This is a genomic window from Kineothrix alysoides, assembly GCF_000732725.1.
Taxonomy (GTDB): domain Bacteria; phylum Bacillota; class Clostridia; order Lachnospirales; family Lachnospiraceae; genus Kineothrix; species Kineothrix alysoides.
Genome location: NZ_JPNB01000002.1, coordinates 105,907 through 129,357, shown reverse-complemented (window position 1 = coordinate 129,357; position 23,451 = coordinate 105,907). Strand labels below are relative to the sequence as shown.

The window sequence follows — 23,451 nt, the reverse complement described above, 5'->3', positions numbered from 1 at the left end:
AGTTATTCCGGAACTTTCTGGAAGTGCTGATAATCTTTGAGAGAGTTCCAATTACCGCCCCACGTAAATCCGTGTTCTGTAAAAAGCTTGTAGCATAAATCGTTTTCATCAATTTTATAAGCGAATTCTTTGGAACGGTCTGCATATGTCTCGCTTCCCTGAGGTGAGATATATGTAGTGCCGTCATTTTTATATACTACGTAAGGATTGTAAAAAGGATTGATATCGATGGCGAGGCCCAGAGCATGCTTTGAAAGGCTCGTAGTGCCGTCTACCAATCGGTAATTGAAGCAAGAGGTATTGTTATCCAACATGGATAGCACATCATCTCCGCTGTATTCATCGATCAAGGATATCTGCTCTATTTGATATTCATTTCGATACAGTTCGTAAAAGATTTCTACAAGATCCTGCGCGATTGCTTTGTTGCAAATTAATTCGCCGGTCCGTTCGATACCCTTGAAATTATAATACAGTACGCTCACATAGCGCAGATCGTCATAGCTAACTTGTATTTTCTCTGAAGAGGATACAATATTTATGGCTGTAACTGCAGTACTATCTTTATCGGATTCAGTAATAGGATAAGAAATTCCTGTAATTTTCTTCTTGATTTCATCGGAAAGGGGTTCGTAATAAAAGCCCTGTTCATATACATTTCTATCGGGATTCGTGTCCATTTCCTCTTCTTTCACGCCGGATTCGGGCGTTATCTCGCCTGCCTCATTCTCACTACTATCTATATGGTCAATGGGCTGTCCGTTAGAACTGCCTTCTTTGCGAGTGTTTTCCCGCCCGCTCTCACTGTCTGTGACTTTGGCAGGTGTAGCTGGCTCTTTTGTCTTGTAGGCAATTTCCGGATTCTTAGCCGCATATTCGGCCAGTGTCTCAGAGTGGGAGCAGGCGCGTATGAAGATAGAGCTAAAGACGATGATAACAACTATTAAAATAAGAGGTTTCGATATTTTCTTAAAGTCCATAATAATTTCCTTTTAATATATTATCGTGCAAAAGCAGTATATCACATTTTTATGAGATTGTCGTGCAGGAAAGGCTAAATAATGAGCGCAATATCTTGTAATTATCAATATTTTCTAGTACAATAAAAAACGTGACTGAATGTAAACTAATCTAAGGGTTTAGGATAACAAATGGGAATTATAGAAGCCAAAAAATTAATTTTTGAATATATCAGGCGGGATGAGGACGGCAATGTGGAGGGAATCACCCGTGCGGTGGATGAAGTGGATCTGGATGTGAAGCAAGGAGACTTTGTCGCTATTCTTGGACACAACGGTTCCGGTAAATCTACACTGGCAAAGCATATGAATGCGATTCTCTATCCTACGGTGGGAACAGTCTGGGTTGACGGCAAGGATACGACTAATGAGGAATATCTTTGGGATATCAGACAGAATGCGGGAATGGTTTTTCAAAATCCGGACAACCAGATTATCGGTCAGGTGGTAGAAGAGGATGTGGGTTTCGGACCGGAAAATATGGGTGTCCCTACGAAGGAAATATGGGAACGGGTGGAAGAGAGTCTGAAAGCAGTAGGAATGTATAAATATAGAAAGCATTCGCCTAACAAGCTGTCGGGAGGACAGAAGCAAAGGGTATCGATTGCAGGAGTCATCGCGATGCATCCTAAGTGCATTATATTGGATGAGCCGACGGCGATGCTCGATCCCAATGGCCGCAAGGAGGTAATCCGGGCGGTCCGCGCACTAAATCAAGCGGAGGGCATTACAGTAATACTTATTACCCATTATATGGAAGAGATTATTTATGCGGATAGAGCAGTAGTTATGGATAAAGGGCATATCGCCATGCAAGGCACACCGAGAGAAATTTTTTCTCAAGTGGAAAAGCTGAAGGAGCTGCGTCTGGATGTACCGCAAGTTACCTTGTTAGCTTACGAGCTGAAAAAAAGCGGAATAAATCTTCCGAATGGAATTTTAACCTGCGAAGAGCTTATGCACGAGCTTAAACTGTAGTACTTAAGCTGCAAGGAAGAGAGATAACGCGTGAAAAAGGCGCGAACGAGGTAGAAACAGATGGCAATCATTTTGGACCATGTAAGCTATGTATATGAAAAAGGGACAACGATGGAGATAGCGGCCTTAAAGGATATTAATCTCGTAATACCCGACGGACAGTTTATAGGGCTTATAGGGCATACGGGTTCCGGCAAGTCCACGCTGGTACAGCATTTGAACGGACTTATGAATCCAACATCGGGACATATCTATTATAACGGGGAAGATATAGGGGATGCTGGTTTTAATAAGAAGAAATTGAGGAGTGATGTGGGGCTTGTGTTCCAGTATCCTGAGCATCAGCTTTTTGAAATAGATGTTTTTACGGATGTGTGCTTCGGCCCCAAGAATATGGGGCTTACGGAAAAAGAAGTACAGCTGCGCGCTTATGAGGCATTAAAGCAGGTGGGACTGGAGGATGAATATTTTTACCAGTCTCCCTTTGACTTGTCAGGAGGACAGAAACGAAGGGTTGCCATTGCCGGTGTGCTTGCAATGAAGCCTGAGGTGCTCATTCTGGATGAGCCTACGGCAGGCCTGGACCCGAAGGGACGGGATGAGATACTGGATCAGATAGCAAAGCTTCGTGAGGAGACGGGAATAACTGTAGTTCTCGTTTCCCATAGCATGGAGGATGTGGCGAAATATGTGGACCGCATCATTGTAATGAACCAGGGCAGCATTATGTACGACGATGAGCCGAGAAACGTGTTTGGCCACTACAAGGAGCTGGAGGAAGTCGGACTGGCAGCGCCTCAGGTAACCTATATTATGCAGGCATTTCGGGAAAAGGGATATTTAGTGAATACGGATGTGATTACGATTGAAGAAGCCAGAGATGAAATTTTGCGGGTGCTTAATAGGTAAGAGATATAACTGATTCATATTTTTAAATTTCCCAAATAGGAGAAAACATGCTAAGAGATATTACATTAGGACAATATTATCATGCTGATTCGGTAATACATAGGCTTGACCCTCGAGTGAAGCTGGTTACTACGCTGCTGTTTATTGTTTCCTTATTTATAGTAGATAATTTTATAGGTTATGCCATTGCGGGTGCGTTTCTCATATGGCTTATAAAAGTGTCCAAGGTTCCATTCCGATTTATCGTCAGAGGTATGAAAGCAATTGTGTTCTTGCTTATTTTGGCGGTAGTGTTCAATCTCTTTTTGACGCCGGGAGAGGTGCTGTTTACCTTTTGGAAGCTGACGATAACGAAGGAAGGTATACGAACGGCAGTATTTATGGCAATCAGGTTGACCTTTCTGATTGTAGGCTCTTCCCTGATGACGCTTACCACTACACCGAACCAGCTGACAGACGGCATGGAAAAGCTGTTGTCCCCGCTTAAAAAGCTGCATGTACCGGTACATGAGATTTCCATGATGATGGCAATTGCACTCCGGTTTATTCCTATTTTATTAGAGGAGACCGATAAGATAATGAAGGCTCAAATTGCAAGAGGTGCAGATTTTGAAAGCGGCAATTTGATTAAAAAGGCGAAAAGCCTCGTACCGCTTCTGGTACCTCTTTTCCTTTCCGCTTTTCGCCGTGCCAACGATTTGGCGATGGCGATGGAAGCGAGATGTTATAGGGGAGGAGACAACCGCACGAAGATGAAGCCTCTTGTGTACCATAGGCAAGATGCAGTCGCTTATGCGGCGGCGTGGTCATATGTAGCTTTGTGTGTTTATTTTGGGAGAATTTTTACATTATGAAGCGTGTGATGTTGACGGTCGCTTATGACGGTACCGCGTACAGCGGTTTTCAAGTGCAGGAGAATGCGAGAACAATTGAAGGAGAGCTAAATAGGTGCTTATCCGGGCTCCTTTCGGAGGATATTAAGGTAATCGGAGCGAGCAGGACGGATGCAGGAGTCCATGCGCTCTGTAACGTGGCGGTGTTCGATACGAATGTCAGAATGCCCGGAGAGAAGATTTCTTATGCGCTGAACCAACGGCTGCCGGAGGATATCCGTATACGCAGATCCGAAGAGGTAGAGGCGGATTTTCATCCCCGTCACTGCGAGAGTCGGAAAACGTATGAGTATAGAATCATCAATTCCCAGTTCCCGCTGCCGACAAAAAGGCTTTATACCTATTTTACTTATAATCCTCTCGATGCAGGCAGGATGCAGACTGCAGCGGCCTATCTCGTCGGCAGGCACGATTTCAAAAGTTTTTGCAGCGTAGCCAGTCAGGCGGAAACCACGGTAAGGACGATATATGATCTTCAGGTAGAGCAGGAAAATGAGGAAATCATAATTCGTGTGACTGGAAATGGCTTCCTATATAATATGGTAAGGATTATTGCGGGAACGCTCATGGAGATAGGAAAAGGGCGACGGGAGCCGGAATGTGTGCCGGATATTATAAATGCGCTGGATAGAACGGCTGCAGGGCCAACGGCTCCGGCTTGTGGACTTATGTTAACTAATTATGAGTTCCTTTAATAATCACTTGCTTGCGGCAAATGCAGTTTGACAAGCAGCGCTGAACATAGAGTTTGCATCAATAAAGTAAACTTTAGACAAACGGCATAAAATCGGGAAAATTTGTTGAAATTAAGGTTGACACACGCGGATGCGTATAATATAATAGTTCAATGTGACAATGTTTAATAATGTAATGCCAAAGCCCCGGCAGCGCATTATAAATATAATGGCGAAGGAACTCGCGATGCGTGTTTCTTGCGAGAAGAAAGCTTGTCGGTAAGCGAACCGAAGGTGTGGCCGGACATCCGCACCATGGTCAGATTACAGACGGTAACAATGAAAAGAGCATAGTTTGATTTGTGAAAATCAAACAGAGAAAATTGATTTAAGGTTGGAGGTAACATAATGAAAACTTTTATGGCTAGTCCGGCTACTATCGAGAGAAAATGGTATGTAGTTGACGCTACTGATATGACACTCGGACGTTTGGCATCTGAAGTTGCTAAAGTTTTAAGAGGTAAGAACAAACCGATTTTTACACCTCATATCGATACAGGTGATTATGTAATTGTAATTAATGCGGCAAAAATAAAAGTAACAGGTAAGAAATTAGATCAGAAAATTTACTATCATCACTCCGATTATGTAGGCGGTATGAAAGAGACTACATTGAAGGAAATGTTAGCAAAGAAACCTGAAAGAGTTATAGAACTTGCTGTGAAAGGCATGCTTCCCAAGGGACCTTTAGGAAGAGATATGTACAGAAAACTTCATGTATACGCAGGCGCAGAGCATAATCAGATAGCTCAGAAACCTGAAGTATTAACATTTTAATTAAGAGGACTGAAAGGAGAAGATTAAAATGGCTAAGACAGCAAATTGCTACGGAACTGGCAGAAGAAAAAAATCGGTTGCAAGAGTATATTTAATACCCGGCAAAGGTAATATCATTATAAATAAGAGAGATATCAATGACTATTTTGGATTAGAGACATTAAAGGTTATCGTTCGTCAGCCTCTTACCGCTACGGATACATTGGACAAATTCGATGTAAAGGTTACCGTACACGGCGGCGGATACACAGGTCAGGCAGGAGCTATCAGACACGGCATTGCAAGAGCATTGCTTCAGGTTGATGCAGATTTCAGACCGGTACTCAAGAAAGCAGGCTATTTAACGAGAGACCCTCGTATGAAAGAAAGAAAGAAATACGGTCTCAAAGCCGCAAGACGCGCACCGCAGTTTTCAAAACGTTAGGATTATCTGCGAACAAAACGCATATCAGAAAGCCCGGAATGCTTGCATTCAAGGGCTTTTTTATATGCGTTTTTGTTCATTGGAACGCAAGAATAACCATCAATTTATTTGTTCATTTTAAAATTCTTCATTGTACTATATGAAATAACTCCTATATTGATTAACATAATAGTACCATTTATTCTGATAATCCAATCAGAAAGAGGAGTAAAAAAAATATTTATTCCCATTATGAGTAATGTGGCTATAAAAATTATTAAGCTTATTATTTGTACTTTTTTCATATTAGTCTCTTTTCTTTTTGAATTCCTATCTACTTTACTCGTTATCGTTTGATTTTATCGTATTTTCAGATAGAATGACAGCAATCTTATCGTATATATGGTATGCAATATACAATATCTAACGCAGAGCCTCCGGCTAATTATAATTAACTCTGGCAAACCATCATAAATGCTATCACGAATAATCAATGAATACTATGAAATTATAAATATATATAGTATAATATTGCGTAGAGTAGTACCTTGATATTATGATGATTGAAAGATATTGGAGGAATAGATAAGTATCAATTGCTCGAATATTTTTGTGGGAGGATTATTTTTATGAGAAAATTAGTTATGTTTGCATAGCACTAGCTATTGCAATTTTATAATATGAAATTTGTTATAGCTATTGCTAACCTAAAGAACTAATAATTTAGGAGGCAAATATGGGCTATAGAAAAGCAGAAGAAATTCTGCCAATGGAAATAATAGAGTTGATACAAAGATATGTAGATGGAGAAAGTATTTATATTCCCAGGAAAGAAAATCAAAGAAAAGAATGGGGAGGCAAAACTTTTATACGCCAGGAGTTGGAAGACAGAAACTTTCAGATATTTACGGACTTTCAAAATGGGTATAAAGTTCAAGAGTTATCAATTAAGTATTTTTTATCTGAAAAAAGCATTCAACGCATTTTGCGTAAAATGAAATGAATACTGTCATGTTTGAGCTGATTCAAAGAAATTTGCATTGGCTCATTTTTTTTTGGAAAAATATTTAAGGTAGGAATTAAATGTAACATCTCCTAAAATGAAATAAGAAATTAATACAGGAGGAACATTTTTATGACTACACCCGTTTGTTTTGCATAGCAAAGGCTATTGCAAATAAAAATCCAATGATTATGTAATAGCACTTTGCAAATCCATTGATACATTCTAAGGGAGATGCAAAATGAGCTATTTAAGAAAAATAGAATATACAATAATACCGGAAGAACCTTTTAAAATTTTAAGAAATTGTTCGGGATGTGGCTGCAAGACACTGTTCCATAATACAAATCGTTTTCGCGTAAATGCAAATGGAAATAAAATAGATGTATGGTTGATTTATCAATGTATAAAATGTAAACATACGAATAACTTAACAATCTATGAAAGATGTAAGCCGGAGTCTATATTGCAGCAAGAATATGAGGGATATTTAAGTAATTCCGGTAAATTAGCATTTGAATATGGAACGGACAGCAAATTTTTTACTCGAAATAAAGCAGAAGTTGATTGGTCTAATATAAAATATATAATTAATAGACAAAATGGTATGATAGCCGGAAACGATCAATTTTTTCAGAAAGGTGATTTACTGGTAATCCACAATAGTTATTCGCTCAAAATACGAACTGATAAGGTGGTATCAGAGATTTTAAATCTTTCGAGGTCCAGAATAAAAGAATTGGAAAAATCCGGCGCTATTACTGTGACAGAAGAAAGGCAAGAACATAAAATCATTATTAAAATAGAAAAAGAGATAATAACGAAAGAACCATTTGAAGTAAAAATGTTATAGCCAGGACAATATTTCAAGAAAGAGCTTTAATGAGCTATCTAATGTTACCTGGGGGTTCAACTTTGAGGGCCAATGCAAAACGGTGCAAACTATCGACGCACCAAAGTCCTAAATAATAATACAAATAAATATCTTTAATACTATCGGGTATTGAGAATCTCATTTTTTACACCTCTTTTTTTGATTGACGATAAATTAATAATATGCTATATTATCTCATAATAATAAATGGAGGCAGCCATAATGAATCAGTATCAACAATTTGAATTGTTGAATAGGGACGACGATTTATAGCGCTTGTAACTGTGATGTATGAATCATAGGTGCAAGCGCTAAAGGTGTTGTGCCTATGTGGAAAGAGATACTAAGAGCCACATTGGTAAATTAATTTTACTTTGTGTGGCTCTTTTTTTGAACCATACAGGTAACTGAAAGGTTGTGATTGTATGGGACATATAGATTATGTCCTCATGGATTGATAAGAATTTTTTTGACAAAATTAAATTCAGGAGGAATTATAAGATGATAAAAATAGAAGGAAAATTAGAAAAAGTAGTTGTGGAAGCGGATGAGCTGAAAAATCATATAGGTAATATAGTGCAAATACATGGCAGCATATATAAAATCAGAAAAATGAGTGATTTTGCATTTGTATTATTAAGAACGAAAAGAGAAATTGTTCAGTGCATATATACAAAGGAAATTTCGGAATTTCCATTAGAAGAATTGGAGGAAGAAAGCTGTGTTATAGTATCTGCATATGTTCAGGAAGAAAGCAGGTCAAAAACAGGATATGATCTTAAAATTAAAAATATTAACGTATTGTCGGCTCCCGAAGCATCGAGTCCAATTGTAATCAATAATAAGTTTGTAGATACTTCAATTGAAAAATTACTTGATTTTAGGCCGATTACATTAAGAAATGAAAAAGAGCGGGCGATATTTAAAATTCAGGAAGGAATAGTGGATGGAATACGAGAGTTCTTAAAAAAAGAAAGATTCACAGAAATTCGTACTCCTAAAATTGTTTATGCCGGTGCGGAAGGTGGTGCTAACATATTCCGGCTTGAGTATTTCGGGAGAAATGCTTATCTGGCGCAGAGCCCGCAGTTCTATAAACAAATGATGGTCGGAGTATATGAGAGAGTGTTTGAAATAGCACCGGTTTATCGGGCTGAGAAGCATGATACTTCCAGACATCTGAATGAGTACACAAGTGTAGACTTTGAAATGGGGTATATTAACAGCTTTGAGGAAATCATGCAAACAGAGACAATGATGTTGAGATATACGTTTCAATATCTCGAGAAAAATTATGAACCTGAAATAAAGCTGTTAAAAATAAACCTGCCGTTTGTTCATGAGATTCCGGCGGTTAAATTTACAGAGGCGAAAGAACTGATTGCAAAAGAGTATCATAAGGAAATAACTGATTTTGATGATTTTGAACCGGAAGAAGAAAAACTACTTTGCAGGTGGATAAAAGAAAGAACCGGAAGTGATTTCGTTTTTGTAACAGGATATCCGAGTAAAAAACGGCCTTTTTATGCGATGGAGAATAAAGAAAACCGGGAAGAAACCTTAAGCTTTGACCTTTTGTTCAGAGGATTAGAAATTACTACGGGCGGTCAAAGAATACACTCCTATCGGGAGCAGATTGAAAAGATGAAAAGGAGAGACATGGATATAGAACAATTTGAAAGCTATCTCATGATGCATAAATATGGCATGCCTCCGCATGGGGGATTGGGACTGGGGTTGGAACGTTTCACCAGTAAATTATTAGAACAGGAAAATGTACGATTTTCAACATTATTCCCCAGAGACATCAATCGGTTAGTCCCATAGGGCAGAATACTATTTGATGAAAATATGTTTGACTTTCCGGCGTGAAAAAGGCTCTGCAGATAAGAGACACCTATAAGAAAGATAATCTAAATAAAAGATACAAACTCAGGGAATGCTTATGTTTCCTGAGTTTTCTTTATATGTATCGTATCTGTCGTTTACTTCGATGATTGAGGAAGTTGCCAATAGGAAGCTGTCTATACAGTTGGTAGAACAGAGAATTAATTTGAGATACCGGAGCAGTTGGTGGAGAATATTAAGGCAGTGGAAGATAAGCGAAATAATTTGATAGAAGGAGTTTAACTGAAGGGATTTGGCAGGAGTAATTTATCTATTGACTCAGCAAATAATATATGGTATCTTGAGAATAATTGGAAGTTATATATCCAAAATAAAGCAGAAGCGATTTCGAAAGGAGAAAGAAGTATGGCAAAATTGATTGTAAACGAGGTAGTAGCAGACTAATTGAATATTGGGCATGTATAAGAGTAATTTCTTGAAATGCCACTTTTAAACTCTTATGAATAGCTTAACTCTGTTAAACACATGATAGGATGTGTTTTTTTTGTACTTTTTTTTCATGGATTCAACCGCAGTTATAGCTTTTAAGGGCTGTTACTGTGGCTTTTTTTATGCCCTCCTCAATTGTCGGATAATGCTATTTAACAGCAGGCTTAATAGCAATATGTAGGAAAGAGAGGCATCTTATTTGAAAGAAAAAATGGAAGGCTTTGTGACGGCAGTACACAGGGACCGTTATGAAGTGCGTGTAGACGGTGAAGATTTTTATGCAAGATTAAAAACAGGAGTCTATTACTCGGAGGAAAGAGCGGAGGAGTTTCCCACAGTGGGGGATAATGTTGAATTAGTATATAATCCAATGGGAGACAGCCTGATTGTTAAAACAAAAAATAGAACATCTAAGTTTTCGAGAAAGGATCCGGATAACGGAAGAGGAGAGCAAATTATTGCTGCAAATTTTGATTATGTTTTTATTATGATGTCACTTAATTTTGACTTTAATCTTAAACGTCTGGAGAGATATATAACCGTTTCATGGCAAAGCGGGGCACAGCCGGTCATTGTACTTACAAAGGCAGATATTGCAGAAGATTTGGAGCAAAAAGTGGAAATGGTCAGTCGGATAGCGATAGGTGCAGACATTCACCCGGTTAGTTCAATTACCGGTGAAGGAATGGAGCAGCTGAAAAAGTACTTTGAACCAGATAAGACAATTGTATTTTTGGGTTCCTCAGGAGTTGGAAAATCTACCTTAACCAATTATTTGCTTGGAGAAGAAATTATGGAGACAGCGGGAATTAGAGAAGAGGACTCCAAAGGACATCATACGACAACCCATCGTCAATTATTTGTACTGAATAATGGCACAAAGATTATTGATACGCCGGGAATGCGGGAGCTGGGTATGTGGATTGTTGATGACGGAATGGAGCATAGCTTTTCTGATATTACCAATCTGACCATGCAGTGTAAATACAGCGATTGTACGCATAGGGGTGAACCATGCTGTGCGGTTGCAAGTGCATTGGAAAATGGGACATTAACATATGCCAGGTGGAAAAACTATTTAAAGATTCAGAAAGAATCTAATTTTCAAGCAGTAAAAGAAAGCAGAAGTAAATCAAGAGAGATTAAAAAGACGAATAAGAAAATGGTGAGGAATTCATCAAAAGTAAATAGCAGAAAGGAGGAATGGTAAATGTTGATGGAAAGAGTGAATGAAAAACATGTGGAAGAGGCGTTAGTATTAGCTTTAGAGGAATATAATGCGCAGCGCAATAAGACAAAAGCATTACCGGAAATTGACTTCAAAGACCGGCTTAGAGAGTTGCTTTCAAATTTATTTCGAAGGAAATATGGAGTTGTTGCAAAAGAAGAAGGAAAAGTAGTAGGATACTTGGCATTTGAAGGTCCATGGGATGGATTTTTCGGAAATTGCAAGGGAGCCTTTCGCCGCTTGGCGGAAGTGCTTTTTCCGGCGGCAATAGAGGAAAGCTTTCATCACAATTATTGTCGGCGGCAACTGAACTATTGGTAAGGGAAGAGGAGGTTACGAGCTTTGCCCTAAGCCGGTATGCAAATGATACAGAAGTAGGTAAATCGCTTGCGTTAAATGGTTTTGGAATACGATGCAGCGATTCTATTATGAAATTGCAGGAATGTAAACCGAGAAAGCTTTATAATTCCAATATTACTTTTATGGAGCTTAGAAATGATGAAAAAAGATTGATTCTTGATTTGAGGCTTGGATTAACAAAGCATTTACTAGAACCTCCAGTCTATTTTCCAACACACATCGGAAATTACATGGAATGGTTTTCAAAAGAAAATATTCGTGTATTTGCAGCAGGCATTAGTGGAGAGATAATAGGCTTTATTTCGACACAAGATGAAGGAGAGACATTTATCAGTGAAACTGCCTGTATGAAAAATATCTGCGGAGCTTTTGTAAAAAAAGAATTTCGAGGTAAGAATGTGGCGGATGATTTGTTGTTTTATGTCTGCGGCGTATATGAAAGAGAAGAACAGAATATCTTGGCGTGGATTGCGAGACTTTGAACCCAACAGCACTGCGTTTTTGGGGGAAACATTTTGATAACTATACCTATAGTTATCACCGCAGAATTGATGAAAGAGTTATTGGATATGATTCTTATTTGGAAAAGGAGTGGGGCATAAGATGAAAAATTTAATTATAAGACCGGAAACCAAGGATGATTATTTTAATGCAGAATATATGACTAAGAAAGCCTTCTGGAATCTGCATCGTCCAGGGTGTGATGAGCATTATCTGGTTCATTTGCTTAGAGGCAGTGAAGATTACATTGAAGAACTAAGCCGGGTTGCGGAATTAGATGATAAAATCGTAGGAGGGATTTATTATTCCAAAGCATATGTCCTGGATGGGGATAAGAAAGTAGATGTGCTGACCTTCGGACCGTTATGTGTAGAACCGGACTATCAAAACAAAGGCATCGGAGGGGCATTATTAGCGGTAACGATAAAAGAAGCAAGAGAAAGAGGGCATAAGGGAATTATTATTTTTGGTGAACCGGGATATTATCCAAAGCATGGATTTAAGACTTGTGACCAATTTGGAATTACCACGAAAGAAGGGAAGAATTTTGATGCGTTCATGGGGTATGAAATAGTGCCGGATGCTTTCCGTGAAATCCATGGACGGTTTTATGAATCAGAAGTATTTGAACAATTAGATGCGGATAGAGTGGAAGAGTTTGATATGGAATTTCCATATATGGAGAAATTAAAGCTGCCGGGACAATGGTCGTGAAATGTGTTTGCAGCAATGTATTGCAACTCCGGACGATTCAAAGAAAATTGTCCGATGATGAAGATGCATTGTAATCCTGCAATTTCGAAAAATGGAGTAGTATTATTCAATTGACAAACGTAGTTTCAACGTGATACGATACACCTAACTTAAAATGAAAAGGCTTTGATGAGGAATAGTAAGTATTAGAGATTTCGCAGAGAGAAGATGGACGGTGTGAATCTTCATTGATCTAATATGGAAGCAGCCTCTGAGCTGTGAACCGAACGGTATAATCTTAGTAGGCTTCACCGGAATTCCACCGTTATTCAGGAAACAATATCGGAGATATCCCGTATTGAGTGAGTGCAGAGAAATCTGAAATTAGGTGGTAACACGGACATGATAGTTCGCCCTAAGTTGACAATAAGTCAGCTTAGGGCTTTTTATTTTGGGTAAATAAACGGAAAGGAGAGATATAAATGACAGCAAATGAATTGAGAAGAATGTATGTGAATTTTTTTGAAGAAAGGGGGCACAAAGAAATTGCATCGGCTTCCCTGTTGCCGGAAAATGATCCGACAGTTTTATTTACTACTGCAGGAATGCATCCGCTGGTGCCTTATTTACTGGGCGAAAGCCATCCTCAGGGAAGACGCCTTACCGATATCCAAAAGTGTGTAAGAACCGGAGATATTGAGGAGGTCGGTGACGATACGCATTTAACGTTTTTCGAAATGATGGGGAATTGGTCATTAGGAGATTATTTCAAAGAAGAAGCTATATCGATGAGCTTTGATTTCTTGACAAATGTTTTGAACATTCCGGTAGAACGGCTTGCAGTAACTGTGTTTGAAGGGGATTCATTGGTACCGAAGGATATCGAGACCGGAACCATATGGAAGAACAAAGGGCTGAAAGAGGAACAAATATTTTACTATGGCAGAGATGAAAACTGGTGGGGACCGGCTGGGCAGACGGGACCATGCGGTCCGGATACGGAAATATTTTACGATATGGGAAGACCAAGGTGCAGCGCTGATTGCGGGCCGTCTTGTAAATGCGGGAAATATGTCGAGATATGGAACAATGTATTTATGCAGTTTAAGAAAGAGGCGGATGGGAGCTTTAAAGAATTAGAACAGAAAAATGTGGATACAGGTATGGGATTTGAAAGAGTTTTGACAATATTTAACGGAAAAACAAATGTTTATGATACGGAATTATTTGTACCTGTTATGACTTGCCTGAATAATCTGATATGCGGACTGAAGAAAGAAATGTCCGTGAGGGATAAGCGAATCATTTGTGAGCATATCAGGGCTGTCTGCTTTATTCTGGGTGATTCCAGGAAGATCAGCCCGTCAAATACGGAGCAGGGCTATATTCTGCGGCGTTTGATACGCAGAATGATAAGGTTGTTTAAGAAAGCAGGAATAGACCACAATTTTTTATGTGATTTGGCGAGAGTGATTATCGGCCAGTATAAAGATATTTATATGGAGCTTGGCGAAAATGAAGATTTTATCGCAGACCAATTACAAAAGGAATTTGAATTATTTACAAAAACTTTGGATGCCGGCTTGAAAAAAGCGGGGAAATATCTTGAAAGTGTCGGAGCAAACGGTATTTTGGATGGAGGGTCCGCATTTAAATTATATGACACATATGGTTTCCCGATTGAATTTACTTGTGAATTGGCACAGGAGAAAGGGTATTCTGTTGATTTGGAGGAATTTCAAAATAAGTATTCGGAGCATCAGATCAAATCGAGGAAAGGTGCCGGTGAGAAATTTAGGGGTGGATTAGCTGACAATAGCATACAGACAGCGAGACTTCATACAGCAACACATTTATTAAACGGTGCATTGCGTAGGGTGCTCGGAGATGAGGTATATCAGCGCGGAAGCAATATAACTCCTGAAAGACTTCGATTTGATTTCTCATTTAATAGAAAAGTGACAGAAAAAGAGCTTGCAGAAATCTCAAGGATCGTTAATGAGGCAATTGAAAAAAAGATAGAAGTATCTATGAAAGAAATGGAGATTGAAGAGGCTTATCAAGCAGGTGCGATTGGAGTGTTCTCGGGCAAATATGAAGAAAAGGTAAAGGTCTATTCCATACCGGGTTACTCGAAAGAAATATGCGGAGGGCCGCATGCGGGGAATACGGGAGAGTTAGGCGCTTTCAAAATTATTAAGGAAGAAGCTTCTTCGGCAGGAGTAAGGCGAATAAAAGCGGTAATTTTGTGTGAAGCGTAATAATGTTTTTGAGATTTTGCATGAATTGTAATAAAATAATGAAACGATTTGAAGAAGTGTGACATATAGGTGTCATAATTCGTTTGCTATATTTGTTTTAACGGAGGGTATATGAACAGAGAAGTAATAATTTCAATGGAAGAAGCAAGGAGCTTTTTAGTAAACTACCATAATTTGAATCAAGCAAGAAATCTAAAAGGGATAGAGGGGGTGAAGCAGTGCTTTCGTCAAATGAAAAGCATACAATACGATCCGCTGGATGTTGTCGGGCGAAACGCAGATTTGGTCTTGCAGGCCCGGGTGAGCGGATATGAACCGGGTATGTTATATGAGCTTCTCTATCAAAGGCACGAATTGATTGACGGGTTCGATAAAGAAATGTGCATTTATGCAACGAATGAATTCGGCAAATTTAAAAAAATAAGGGCAGCCAGTGGTGAAAGCGCAAAAAGGACCATGGCTTACAGAGGGCAGTTAGATGCATTAAACGTGCTGGATGATGTGAGGGAACATGTGAAAACGTATGGTCCGACCGGCAGTAAGGATATATCGATAGGCGAGAGCAGAGCATGCCGCTGGGGGCATAAAAAGCTCTCAAGCGCTGCATTGGATTATCTTTACTGCATCGGGGAGCTGAGTGTCAGGGAAAAAAGAGGGGTTCAAAAGTATTATGATTTTACGGAAAATGTAGTACCAAAGGTGATACTGGGACAAGAAGAGTTCGAAAGTGACAGAAAGTTTTTGGAATGGTATATTAAACGAAGGGTGCAAAGCGTAGGCTTGTTATGGAATAAAAGGGGAGGCGCATGGCAGGGACATTTCTTATCGGACATGAAAATGCGGGAGGAGGTACTAAACTATTTAGTCGATATCGGTGAATTGCAAATGGTTCTGATCGAAGGAATAGCGTCACCATTTTACATGGCTTGTGAGGATAAAAAATTCTTCGATGTAAGTTTGGACAAGAAGTATGTAAAGTTTTTAGCCCCCCTTGATAATATGCTGTGGGATCGGGAAATGATAAAGAAAATATTTGACTTTGATTATCGCTGGGAAGTTTATACTCCGGTAGATAAGCGCAAATACGGATATTATGTTCTTCCGGTTTTATACGGGAACCAACTGGTTGCAAGGTTCGAACCGGAAAAGCATAAGAAAGATGAGCCGTTTTCCATCAAAAACTGGTGGTGGGAGAACGGAGTAACTATTACAGACGAATTGCTGGAGCAGACACAGCATGCGATTGAGGACTTCGCAAGATATCTGTCAGTACAGTGTCTGGGCACATATGAAAATGCTATTTTAAAGAAGGAGAAATTATGAGCGGTATTATTAGAATGGATGTTAATGAAGAGTGTGCATATTCCGGAATCGTGGAGGCCGGTGATTATGTATTTTTGAGTTTCTGTGTAGGAAACGTAGGCGGAACAATAGAAGAACAGGTTCATGGAGCACTCGATGATATGGAAAGGCGCCTGAAAAAAGTAAATTTGTCATTACAGAATGTGGTAAAGGTCGATGTTCTGCTAAAGGATCCCTGGAATATTCCGATTATGGAAAAGATATTTAAGGAACGATTCGGTGGTATATACCCTGCGAGAAAAACGATACAGACAGAGTTTGGACATGCAGGGGGACCGGAGGGGCTGCACGTTCAAATGGATGCGATTGCGTATAAAAAATAAGTTGTAGGGAATTGGCATAGGACATTTTTTAGTGAAATAATTGCTGAAAAGTGTCCATTTTTTTATGTAATAAGAAAGTGCTCCTATTACAAAAAATAACCAATATTGACAAATAACACCATTCTGCTATAATGTTAGTAAGTGTTTACTACGGTAGGTGAATGGCGATGGAATTTAAACTGCACAGAAAAGAAAGTCTGATTATAACTGCGATTGATATTATTGATGATATGGGGATTCAGGGATTATCCACCAGAGAAATAGCCAAAAGAGAAGGGGTTTCCGAGGCTACCCTATTTCGCCATTACAGCAATAAGAAGGAGCTGCTGAGGGCTGTATTGGATTATTTTTGCAAATTCGATTATGATATTTTTCAATCGGCCAGATTAATGAAATTAAAACCGTGCGATTCCATACGGTTTTTTGTTAAATTATCTGTGGAGTATTACGAGAACTATCCTGCAATTACTTCCATTATGCAGGTGTTTGAAGCGATTCGCTATGACGCTGAACTGGAGGATAAGATAAAAGAAATTTTAAATAACCGCATTGGTTTTATGAAACAGTTGATAGAGGAAGCAAAAGAGGAAGGGGAGTTAAGCAAAAGTATTAATAGTGAGGATTTGGCGGACTTGATATCCGGTTTATGCAGAGAGATATGTTTGAAATGGAGAATAAACGGCAGAAATTTTTCTTTGAAAGAAAGAACAATGGAGACGTTGGATATGGTGCTGAACAGCCTTTTTTTGGAAGTTGATAAATCAGAAGTTTAGGAACATCGCAAGGGGCTGTCAGAAATTGGAGGGCGTGGGATGAAAAAAGTACTTATTGTAGATGATGCGGCTTTTATGAGGCTGACAATCAAGGAATTGCTGGGAAAAATTGATTCTATAGAATTTGAAGAGGCAAAAAATGGAATTGAAGCGGTAAGCAAATACATTGAGACGAAGCCGGATGTGGTAACGATGGACATTACTATGCCTGATATGACAGGATTGGAAGCACTTAAGCTGATCAGAAAAGCAGATCCTCAGGCGAAAGTAGTAATGGTATCGGCCATGGGACAGGAAAGCATGGTAAAAGAAGCGGTGCTAAACGGAGCAAGAACTTTTATAGTGAAGCCCTTCAAGGAAGAACATGTGATAGGTACTATAAAAAAATTGCTCGAAATCTAAGAAACAGATGAGGGAGGTATAGGAATGTCGGATCAATTTACCAATGAACCCATGCTGGATATGTATATTTTTGAGACTTCGCAGTTAATCGAACAGTTGGAGCAGTCGATTTTAAGCAGTGAGAAAGAAAGTTGCTTTACTCCTGCTGCTATAAATGAAATCTTTCGCATTATGCATACGATAAAAGGATCTTCTGCTATTATGATGTTTCATAATATTTCGACGCTTGCGCATACCATGGAAGATATGTTCTATTTTTTACGGGAAGAAAAGCCACAGAAAGTGGACTGTTCTTCCCTTTCTGATTTTGTATTGGATGGAGTCGATTTCATTAAGGTGGAAGTGGAGAAAATTAAAAATGGGGATGAGCCTGACGGGGATGCTACTATTTTAATTGAAAATCTGAACCTCTTTCTATCGAATCTCAAAAAAGAAAATGAGATTGCCGATTCCGGTAAGAAAGAGAAGAATATTCCCAAAAAACCTCAGCAGTATTATATTTCTCAGGAAAAGGTTCCGGTAACGGAATATAAATACAGATTTAGGGCCCGAATTTATTTTGAAGAGGGCTGCGAAATGGAAAATATCCGGGCGTATACTATCTTGCATAATATAAAGGATTATACCGAAGAGTTTTATACGATTCCCGAGGATGTTATCGATGCCGATGACAGTGCCGAAATCATACGGCAGGACGGCTTCTCTGTATATTTTAAAACCAATCATACTTATGAACAGATGAATGAATTCTTTCAGCAGACCATATTCTTAAAGTCTTTGGAATTGGTTTCACTGGAGACAGAAGAAGAGTACGGAGAATATAAAGCCAAAAAGCGAGATACGATCAGGGATAGTCTCGTTAAGGAAATCTCTTCCGGTTATGTCAGTGTATCCGGTAAAGAAACGGACAAAGTAAGTCATTCCTCAGCGGTACAGAATATTATAAGTGTCAGTGTTGCAAAGCTGGATAAGCTTATGGATATTGTAGGCGAGATGGTAATTGCCGAAGCTATGGTAACACAGAATCCTGATCTGCAGGGATTGGTGCTGGATAATTTCCAGAAAGCGGCCGGACAGCTAAACAAGATTACCAGTGAACTGCAGGATACCGTAATGTCAATCCGTATGGTGCCTTTATCTCCTACCTTTCAGAAAATGCACCGCATTGTCAGAGACATGTGCAAACAGCTTAATAAGGAAGTTGACCTTAAAATCATAGGGGAAGAGACAGAGGTAGACAAAAATATTATTGAACATATTTCCGATCCTTTGATGCACTTAGTGAGAAATGCCTTAGATCATGGAATTGAGCCTTCGGAAGAAAGAAGGCAGGCAGGGAAAGACAAAACCGGTACAGTAATTCTGGAAGCAAAGAATTCGGGGAGCGATGTACTTATTATTGTACAAGATGACGGAAAGGGACTGGATAGAGAGAAAATCCTTAAAAAGGCGAGGGAAAATAATCTGCTGTATAAAAAAGAAGAAGATATGGCAGAGCAGGAAATTTTTAACATGATCCTGGCTCCGGGATTCTCGACGAAGGAAAGTGTTTCCGAGTTTTCGGGCCGCGGAGTTGGTATGGATGTGGTAAATAGAAACATTGAAACAATCGGAGGCACATTATCGGTAAACAGCATTTCGGGAAAAGGGACGACCATTACCCTCGCAATTCCGTTAACCCTGGCCATTATAGACGGCATGAATATCAAGGTGGGAAGATCTTCTTATACCATACCTACGATATCCATAAAGGAATCTTTAAGGCCGGATGAGAAAGATATTATTATTGATCCTGAAGGGAATGAAATGTTGATGATCAGGGGGCAGTGTTTCCCGATTTTGAGGCTTCACGAAAGCTACAAGGTGGAAACTGCCGTTACGCAGTTCAAAGAAGGAATTATGATAGTAGTGGAACAGGATGGCCGGACAATATGTATCTTTGCCGATGAGTTGTTGGGGCAGCAGCAGGTAGTTGTTAAGAGCTTGCCTGTATATATACAAAAAATGCGAAAAATCAAAGGCCTTGCGGGATGTACTTTGCTGGGAGACGGAAGCATAAGTCTGATATTGGATGTAGCCGGGTTAGTCAATTTTTAGGATTTGGAACGGTGAAGTTACCGTATGATTTTCAGGAATGAGGTGTTTATGGTAAATACATATCTATCGGATGAAAATAATCTTGAATTGGCAGCGGCTACGCTTAGCTGTATCGGCGACGGAGTGATATCGACAGACTTAAAAGGGCAAATTCTCTTTATGAATCAAATGGCGGAGAATATATTGGATACACGATTTTCCACAGTCAGGGGAAAGCCGTTCGATGAAGTCGTGAAGTTCTATAAGGAAGGTACCAACATAAGAGTTCCAAGCCCTATTTCTGCCGTGATCGAACATGATACCATCAAAGGGTTGGAAAACAGTACGGTAATCATAACGGAAGACAATACGCGGAAATTTGTTTCCGCAACTTGCTCCACCATAAAAAATTTTAAATCGGAAAACATCGGTGTTGTTATCATCCTCAGAGATATTACGAGATTAAAAACGCTGGAGATAGAACATCTCAATGAAAAGAACAACTTGAAAACCATGTTTGATGTCGCGCCCGTAAGCATGATCATAATGGATCAAAACGCTCGTATTGCACAGATCAATGACGCATCGCTGGAGCTTATTGGGAAATCGAGAGAAGAGGCGCTGGGAGAACGGTTCGGAGATGCATTCGGATGCAGGGAAAGCTTTCGGAGCCAGTTGGGATGCCAATACGGTAAGAAGTGTGCAAGATGTGTCTTCCGAAGGTCAGTGAATCAGGCCATCCGAAGGGGAGTCAAAACTAGTAAGCTGGAAGTTAAGAAAGTATTGATAAAAAGCGGAGAACAGCTTGAATATTGGTTTCAAATCAGTGTAGTTCCTATCATAGTAAATAATGAAAGAAGTTGTATTGTTACTTTGATGGATATTACGGAAAGCAAGATGCGGGAGAGGCTGATTACGGAATCCAGAGATTTTTGCAGCAATATCCTGCACCAGCTGCCTTCTCTTGCCTGGATGACAGATAAAAATCTGGAATGCAATTATGTAAACCGGGTATGGAATGATTTTACAGGAAAGACAATAGAAGAAGTATTGGAAGATGGATGGGATAAGATCATTCATCCCGATGATCTGGATAATTATTTAAGAAAACGGACCGCCGCCATGCGTAAGAGAAAGAATTACCAGCAGGAAGTCCGCATAAGGCGCTATGACGGTGAATACCGCTGGTGTGTATCGCTGGATACTCCCTATTACGGGCTGGATGGAAGATTTTCAGGATATATAGGCTCCATTTATGATATCACGGAGAGAATCAAAGCAGAAGAAGATATGGAGCGATACAGGAAAATAATCAATAATGCCAGAGATATTATTTTCTTATTGAATACGGACGGCAGCATTATAGAGGCTAATAAGTCAGCGGTGAAAGCTTATGGATATTCGCTGGAAGAGCTTTGCACAATGAATATAAATAGAATACGGGAAGATTGGAGATATAGCCAGAAACTGATGGAGGAGACAGAGGCCGGAGAAGTCTTCTTTGAGGCAATTCATATAAGAAAGGATAGAAGCTCTTTTCAGGTGGAAGTAAGTTCTCAGGAAATAAACATCGGGAGTAAAAAAATCCTCTTTAGCATCGTAAGAGATATTACCGAGAGAAAGAAAGCAGAGTTGGATATCCAAATCAATCAGGAAAAATATTATTCCCTGTTTATGAATATGAAGAGTGCCTATGCGTATTTCAGGCTGCAGCATAGTCCGAAGTATGAAACGGTGGATGTATCTATCGTAGAGGTCAACCGGTCTTTTGAAGAGTTGTTCTCCGTAAGCAGAGACCAGATTGTGGGGAAAAACTTTATCGAAGTTTTCCCTGACAGCAAAGGGCTGCTGATGGATATTAAAGAACAATATTTTACGGAAATAATGCAGGGAAAAAGTGTAAATATGGAAGAATATTTTTCGCATATTTACAATAGATGGCTTTCTTTCTCGATTTATAGTCCTTATGGAGATGAGATAGTCGCTATTATTTCGGATATTACTGAAATGAAGAAATCAGAATTGCGCCTGATATCTACCAAAGAAGCAGCAGAGGCCGCCAACCGGGCCAAAAGTGAATTTCTTGCAAATATGAGTCATGAAATCAGAACGCCGATCAATGGTATGGTAGGAATGGTAGAGCTCACATTGCTGACCGAGCTGAAGCATGAACAAAGGGAAAACCTTGAGATGGCAAAAACCTGTGCCAATTCCTTGCTCAAAATCATCAATGATATTTTAGACTTTTCAAAAATGGAGGCAGGAAAACTATCCATAGAAAACATAACCTTTGATTTAAAAGAACTGGTAGAGGAATTGGTAAAGACCTATTCCCTTCGGGTGGAAGAAAAAGGACTTGAATTGAACTATGGTTTCAGCGCCTCTATTCCCAGGTATTTGACCGGAGACTCTAACAGGCTCAGACAAATATTGCATAATCTGCTTGGTAATGCGGTAAAGTTTACAAATGAAGGAAGCATATCCCTGGCGATCAGGATACTGAATAAAACGGAATCTCATGTAGAACTTCATTTTTCTGTTTCTGATACAGGCATAGGTCTGACACAGGAGGATATCCGGCATTTGTTTCAGAGCTTTAATCAGGTGGAACGGTCATTTACCAAAAAGTATGGCGGAACCGGCCTTGGCCTCGCTATATCCAAGACGCTTGCAGAATTGATGGGCGGAGGTATTGGGGTGGTAAGTGAAAAAGGAAAAGGGAGCACATTTTATGTTAACCTCCCCTTTCAGATTGGAAAAGCCATTGAAGAGAGGACGGTACAGACCGCCAGCTTATCCGGTACAAAAAATAATTTAAAGATTTTACTGGCGGAGGATGATCTGATCAATCAAAAGGTGATTCTAAAAATGCTTGAGAAGAGGGAATATTCGGTTGACTTAGCCAGAAATGGACTAGAGGTACTAAAATTATTTGCAAAAAATAGATATGATTTGATCCTTATGGATATTCAGATGCCTGAGATGAATGGATTGGAGGCCGTACAGAAGATCAGAGAAATGGAAGGGACAAGTTTTTATACGCCTATTGTGGCATTGACTGCTTATGTGTTGAAAGGAGACAAAGAAAGGTTTTTGGCCTTGGGAATGGATGAATATATACCTAAGCCCATCGATATGAATCAGTTGTTTTTAACCATTGAACAGATCACACGGAGAAAGGAGGAGACCGGCTTGTTGCCGGATAGTATTTTTCTTACCGATAGCGGAGAGATAGGGTTTGCAAGTAAAAATACGGACCGGCTAAGCAGAAAGGCTGAAGGATTATTGCATGAAATAGCAAAGAACATTGTAATGCTGGAACATGCTGCGGAGAAGGGGAATCTGGAGCTGATTGAAGAAATTGCCCATACGGTAAAAAAACAGTCTATAGATATGGAATGTGCGGAAATCAAGGATATGGCTTTTAAAATAGAACTTGCCGCCAGACGGGGAAATATGGGTGATGCTGCAGAAAACATCAAAAAAATAGAAAAGGAAGTTCAGATATTGCAAAATGAATTTCTTGCTTCCGAGGAGGAGTAAAT

General features: G+C 39.5%; 21 protein-coding genes and 1 other annotated feature. Of the genes, 20 read left to right on the top strand and 1 reads right to left on the bottom strand.

Annotated elements, in window-relative coordinates; genetic code table 11:
- Window positions 1–2 precede the first annotated feature (2 nt).
- Complete coding sequence (locus tag CC90_RS22355; RefSeq protein ID WP_035315670.1) at window positions 3–980, bottom strand: M15 family metallopeptidase; 978 nt, start codon at window positions 978–980, stop codon at window positions 3–5.
- 171 nt (window positions 981–1,151) lie between these two features.
- Between CC90_RS22355 and CC90_RS0111520 the strand changes: the two genes are divergently transcribed.
- The 20 genes from CC90_RS0111520 to CC90_RS22350 all read left to right on the top strand — a co-directional run bounded on the left by CC90_RS0111520 (window position 1,152) and on the right by CC90_RS22350 (window position 23,449).
- A complete protein-coding gene (locus CC90_RS0111520) occupies window positions 1,152–1,997 on the top strand; it encodes an energy-coupling factor transporter ATPase (protein ID WP_031390922.1) in 846 nt (281 codons plus the stop codon).
- A gap of 60 nt (window positions 1,998–2,057) precedes the next feature.
- Window positions 2,058–2,906, top strand: coding sequence for an energy-coupling factor transporter ATPase (locus tag CC90_RS0111515; protein WP_031390921.1), 849 nt, complete (start codon window positions 2,058–2,060; stop codon window positions 2,904–2,906).
- 47 nt (window positions 2,907–2,953) lie between these two features.
- Window positions 2,954–3,760, top strand: coding sequence for an energy-coupling factor transporter transmembrane component T family protein (locus CC90_RS0111510; RefSeq protein ID WP_031390920.1), 807 nt, complete (start codon window positions 2,954–2,956; stop codon window positions 3,758–3,760).
- A complete protein-coding gene (gene truA / locus CC90_RS0111505; RefSeq protein ID WP_031390919.1) occupies window positions 3,757–4,494 on the top strand; it encodes a tRNA pseudouridine(38-40) synthase TruA in 738 nt (245 codons plus the stop codon). Before CC90_RS0111510 ends, truA begins: the two co-directional genes overlap by 4 nt.
- A 387-nt stretch (window positions 4,495–4,881) precedes the next feature.
- The gene (rplM, locus tag CC90_RS0111500; RefSeq protein ID WP_031390918.1) at window positions 4,882–5,310 is read left to right on the top strand and encodes a 50S ribosomal protein L13; all 429 of its coding nucleotides are present in this window, start codon (window positions 4,882–4,884) and stop codon (window positions 5,308–5,310) included.
- A 28-nt stretch (window positions 5,311–5,338) separates the two neighbouring features.
- Window positions 5,339–5,734 (top strand): 30S ribosomal protein S9, encoded by a 396-nt coding sequence (gene rpsI / locus CC90_RS0111495; protein ID WP_031390917.1) that lies wholly within the window; start codon window positions 5,339–5,341, stop codon window positions 5,732–5,734.
- A 715-nt stretch (window positions 5,735–6,449) separates the two neighbouring features.
- Window positions 6,450–6,716 (top strand): CD3324 family protein, encoded by a 267-nt coding sequence (locus CC90_RS0111485; protein WP_031390915.1) that lies wholly within the window; start codon window positions 6,450–6,452, stop codon window positions 6,714–6,716.
- A 241-nt stretch (window positions 6,717–6,957) separates the two neighbouring features.
- Window positions 6,958–7,569, top strand: coding sequence for a DUF1062 domain-containing protein (locus tag CC90_RS0111480; protein WP_051869477.1), 612 nt, complete (start codon window positions 6,958–6,960; stop codon window positions 7,567–7,569).
- A gap of 522 nt (window positions 7,570–8,091) precedes the next feature.
- Window positions 8,092–9,417 (top strand): aspartate--tRNA(Asn) ligase, encoded by a 1,326-nt coding sequence (gene aspS / locus CC90_RS0111475; protein ID WP_031390913.1) that lies wholly within the window; start codon window positions 8,092–8,094, stop codon window positions 9,415–9,417.
- Between the two features lie 709 nt (window positions 9,418–10,126).
- Window positions 10,127–11,137, top strand: a complete 1,011-nt coding sequence (gene rsgA / locus CC90_RS0111470) for a ribosome small subunit-dependent GTPase A (RefSeq protein ID WP_108702641.1) — start codon at window positions 10,127–10,129, stop codon at window positions 11,135–11,137.
- The gene (locus CC90_RS24215) at window positions 11,138–11,476 is read left to right on the top strand and encodes a hypothetical protein (RefSeq protein WP_031390911.1); all 339 of its coding nucleotides are present in this window, start codon (window positions 11,138–11,140) and stop codon (window positions 11,474–11,476) included.
- A gap of 107 nt (window positions 11,477–11,583) precedes the next feature.
- On the top strand, window positions 11,584–11,997 hold the full coding sequence (locus tag CC90_RS24210) for a GNAT family N-acetyltransferase (RefSeq protein WP_157837550.1): 414 nt from the start codon (window positions 11,584–11,586) through the stop codon (window positions 11,995–11,997).
- A 121-nt stretch (window positions 11,998–12,118) separates the two neighbouring features.
- Window positions 12,119–12,730 carry a GNAT family N-acetyltransferase gene (locus CC90_RS0111455; protein ID WP_031390909.1) on the top strand — a complete coding sequence of 204 codons (612 nt, stop codon included), beginning with the start codon at window positions 12,119–12,121 and terminating at the stop codon, window positions 12,728–12,730.
- 156 nt (window positions 12,731–12,886) lie between these two features.
- Window positions 12,887–13,130: a binding site (T-box leader), on the top strand.
- 61 nt (window positions 13,131–13,191) lie between these two features.
- On the top strand, window positions 13,192–14,970 hold the full coding sequence (locus CC90_RS0111450; RefSeq protein WP_031390908.1) for an alanine--tRNA ligase: 1,779 nt from the start codon (window positions 13,192–13,194) through the stop codon (window positions 14,968–14,970).
- Window positions 14,971–15,081: 111 nt separating this feature from the next.
- Window positions 15,082–16,293, top strand: coding sequence for a DNA glycosylase AlkZ-like family protein (locus CC90_RS0111445; RefSeq protein ID WP_031390907.1), 1,212 nt, complete (start codon window positions 15,082–15,084; stop codon window positions 16,291–16,293).
- Window positions 16,290–16,655: a RidA family protein gene (locus CC90_RS0111440; protein WP_031390906.1), complete on the top strand. Its 366-nt coding sequence runs from the start codon at window positions 16,290–16,292 to the stop codon at window positions 16,653–16,655. The genes CC90_RS0111445 and CC90_RS0111440 overlap by 4 nt, the downstream gene beginning before the upstream one ends.
- A 167-nt stretch (window positions 16,656–16,822) precedes the next feature.
- Window positions 16,823–17,428 (top strand): TetR/AcrR family transcriptional regulator, encoded by a 606-nt coding sequence (locus tag CC90_RS0111435; protein ID WP_031390905.1) that lies wholly within the window; start codon window positions 16,823–16,825, stop codon window positions 17,426–17,428.
- A 39-nt stretch (window positions 17,429–17,467) separates the two neighbouring features.
- Window positions 17,468–17,830, top strand: coding sequence for a response regulator (locus tag CC90_RS0111430; protein WP_031390904.1), 363 nt, complete (start codon window positions 17,468–17,470; stop codon window positions 17,828–17,830).
- 24 nt (window positions 17,831–17,854) lie between these two features.
- Window positions 17,855–19,927 (top strand): chemotaxis protein CheA, encoded by a 2,073-nt coding sequence (locus CC90_RS0111425; RefSeq protein WP_031390903.1) that lies wholly within the window; start codon window positions 17,855–17,857, stop codon window positions 19,925–19,927.
- A 48-nt stretch (window positions 19,928–19,975) separates the two neighbouring features.
- Complete coding sequence (locus tag CC90_RS22350; RefSeq protein WP_051869475.1) at window positions 19,976–23,449, top strand: PAS domain-containing hybrid sensor histidine kinase/response regulator; 3,474 nt, start codon at window positions 19,976–19,978, stop codon at window positions 23,447–23,449.
- Window positions 23,450–23,451: the final 2 nt, after the last annotated feature.

Bases quoted from the DNA above. Each gene is read 5' to 3' on its own strand.
- CC90_RS22355 (WP_035315670.1), bottom strand. From the start codon at position 980: ATGGACTTTAAGAAAATATCGAAACCTCTTATTTTAATAGTTGTTATC.
- CC90_RS0111520 (WP_031390922.1), top strand. From the start codon at position 1,152: ATGGGAATTATAGAAGCCAAAAAATTAATTTTTGAATATATCAGGCGG.
- CC90_RS0111515 (WP_031390921.1), top strand. From the start codon at position 2,058: ATGGCAATCATTTTGGACCATGTAAGCTATGTATATGAAAAAGGGACA.
- CC90_RS0111510 (WP_031390920.1), top strand. From the start codon at position 2,954: ATGCTAAGAGATATTACATTAGGACAATATTATCATGCTGATTCGGTA.
- truA (WP_031390919.1), top strand. From the start codon at position 3,757: ATGAAGCGTGTGATGTTGACGGTCGCTTATGACGGTACCGCGTACAGC.
- rplM (WP_031390918.1), top strand. From the start codon at position 4,882: ATGAAAACTTTTATGGCTAGTCCGGCTACTATCGAGAGAAAATGGTAT.
- rpsI (WP_031390917.1), top strand. From the start codon at position 5,339: ATGGCTAAGACAGCAAATTGCTACGGAACTGGCAGAAGAAAAAAATCG.
- CC90_RS0111485 (WP_031390915.1), top strand. From the start codon at position 6,450: ATGGGCTATAGAAAAGCAGAAGAAATTCTGCCAATGGAAATAATAGAG.
- CC90_RS0111480 (WP_051869477.1), top strand. From the start codon at position 6,958: ATGAGCTATTTAAGAAAAATAGAATATACAATAATACCGGAAGAACCT.
- aspS (WP_031390913.1), top strand. From the start codon at position 8,092: ATGATAAAAATAGAAGGAAAATTAGAAAAAGTAGTTGTGGAAGCGGAT.
- CC90_RS24215 (WP_031390911.1), top strand. From the start codon at position 11,138: ATGTTGATGGAAAGAGTGAATGAAAAACATGTGGAAGAGGCGTTAGTA.
- CC90_RS24210 (WP_157837550.1), top strand. From the start codon at position 11,584: ATGAAATTGCAGGAATGTAAACCGAGAAAGCTTTATAATTCCAATATT.
- CC90_RS0111455 (WP_031390909.1), top strand. From the start codon at position 12,119: ATGAAAAATTTAATTATAAGACCGGAAACCAAGGATGATTATTTTAAT.
- CC90_RS0111450 (WP_031390908.1), top strand. From the start codon at position 13,192: ATGACAGCAAATGAATTGAGAAGAATGTATGTGAATTTTTTTGAAGAA.
- CC90_RS0111445 (WP_031390907.1), top strand. From the start codon at position 15,082: ATGAACAGAGAAGTAATAATTTCAATGGAAGAAGCAAGGAGCTTTTTA.
- CC90_RS0111440 (WP_031390906.1), top strand. From the start codon at position 16,290: ATGAGCGGTATTATTAGAATGGATGTTAATGAAGAGTGTGCATATTCC.
- CC90_RS0111435 (WP_031390905.1), top strand. From the start codon at position 16,823: ATGGAATTTAAACTGCACAGAAAAGAAAGTCTGATTATAACTGCGATT.
- CC90_RS0111430 (WP_031390904.1), top strand. From the start codon at position 17,468: ATGAAAAAAGTACTTATTGTAGATGATGCGGCTTTTATGAGGCTGACA.
- CC90_RS0111425 (WP_031390903.1), top strand. From the start codon at position 17,855: ATGTCGGATCAATTTACCAATGAACCCATGCTGGATATGTATATTTTT.
- CC90_RS22350 (WP_051869475.1), top strand. From the start codon at position 19,976: ATGGTAAATACATATCTATCGGATGAAAATAATCTTGAATTGGCAGCG.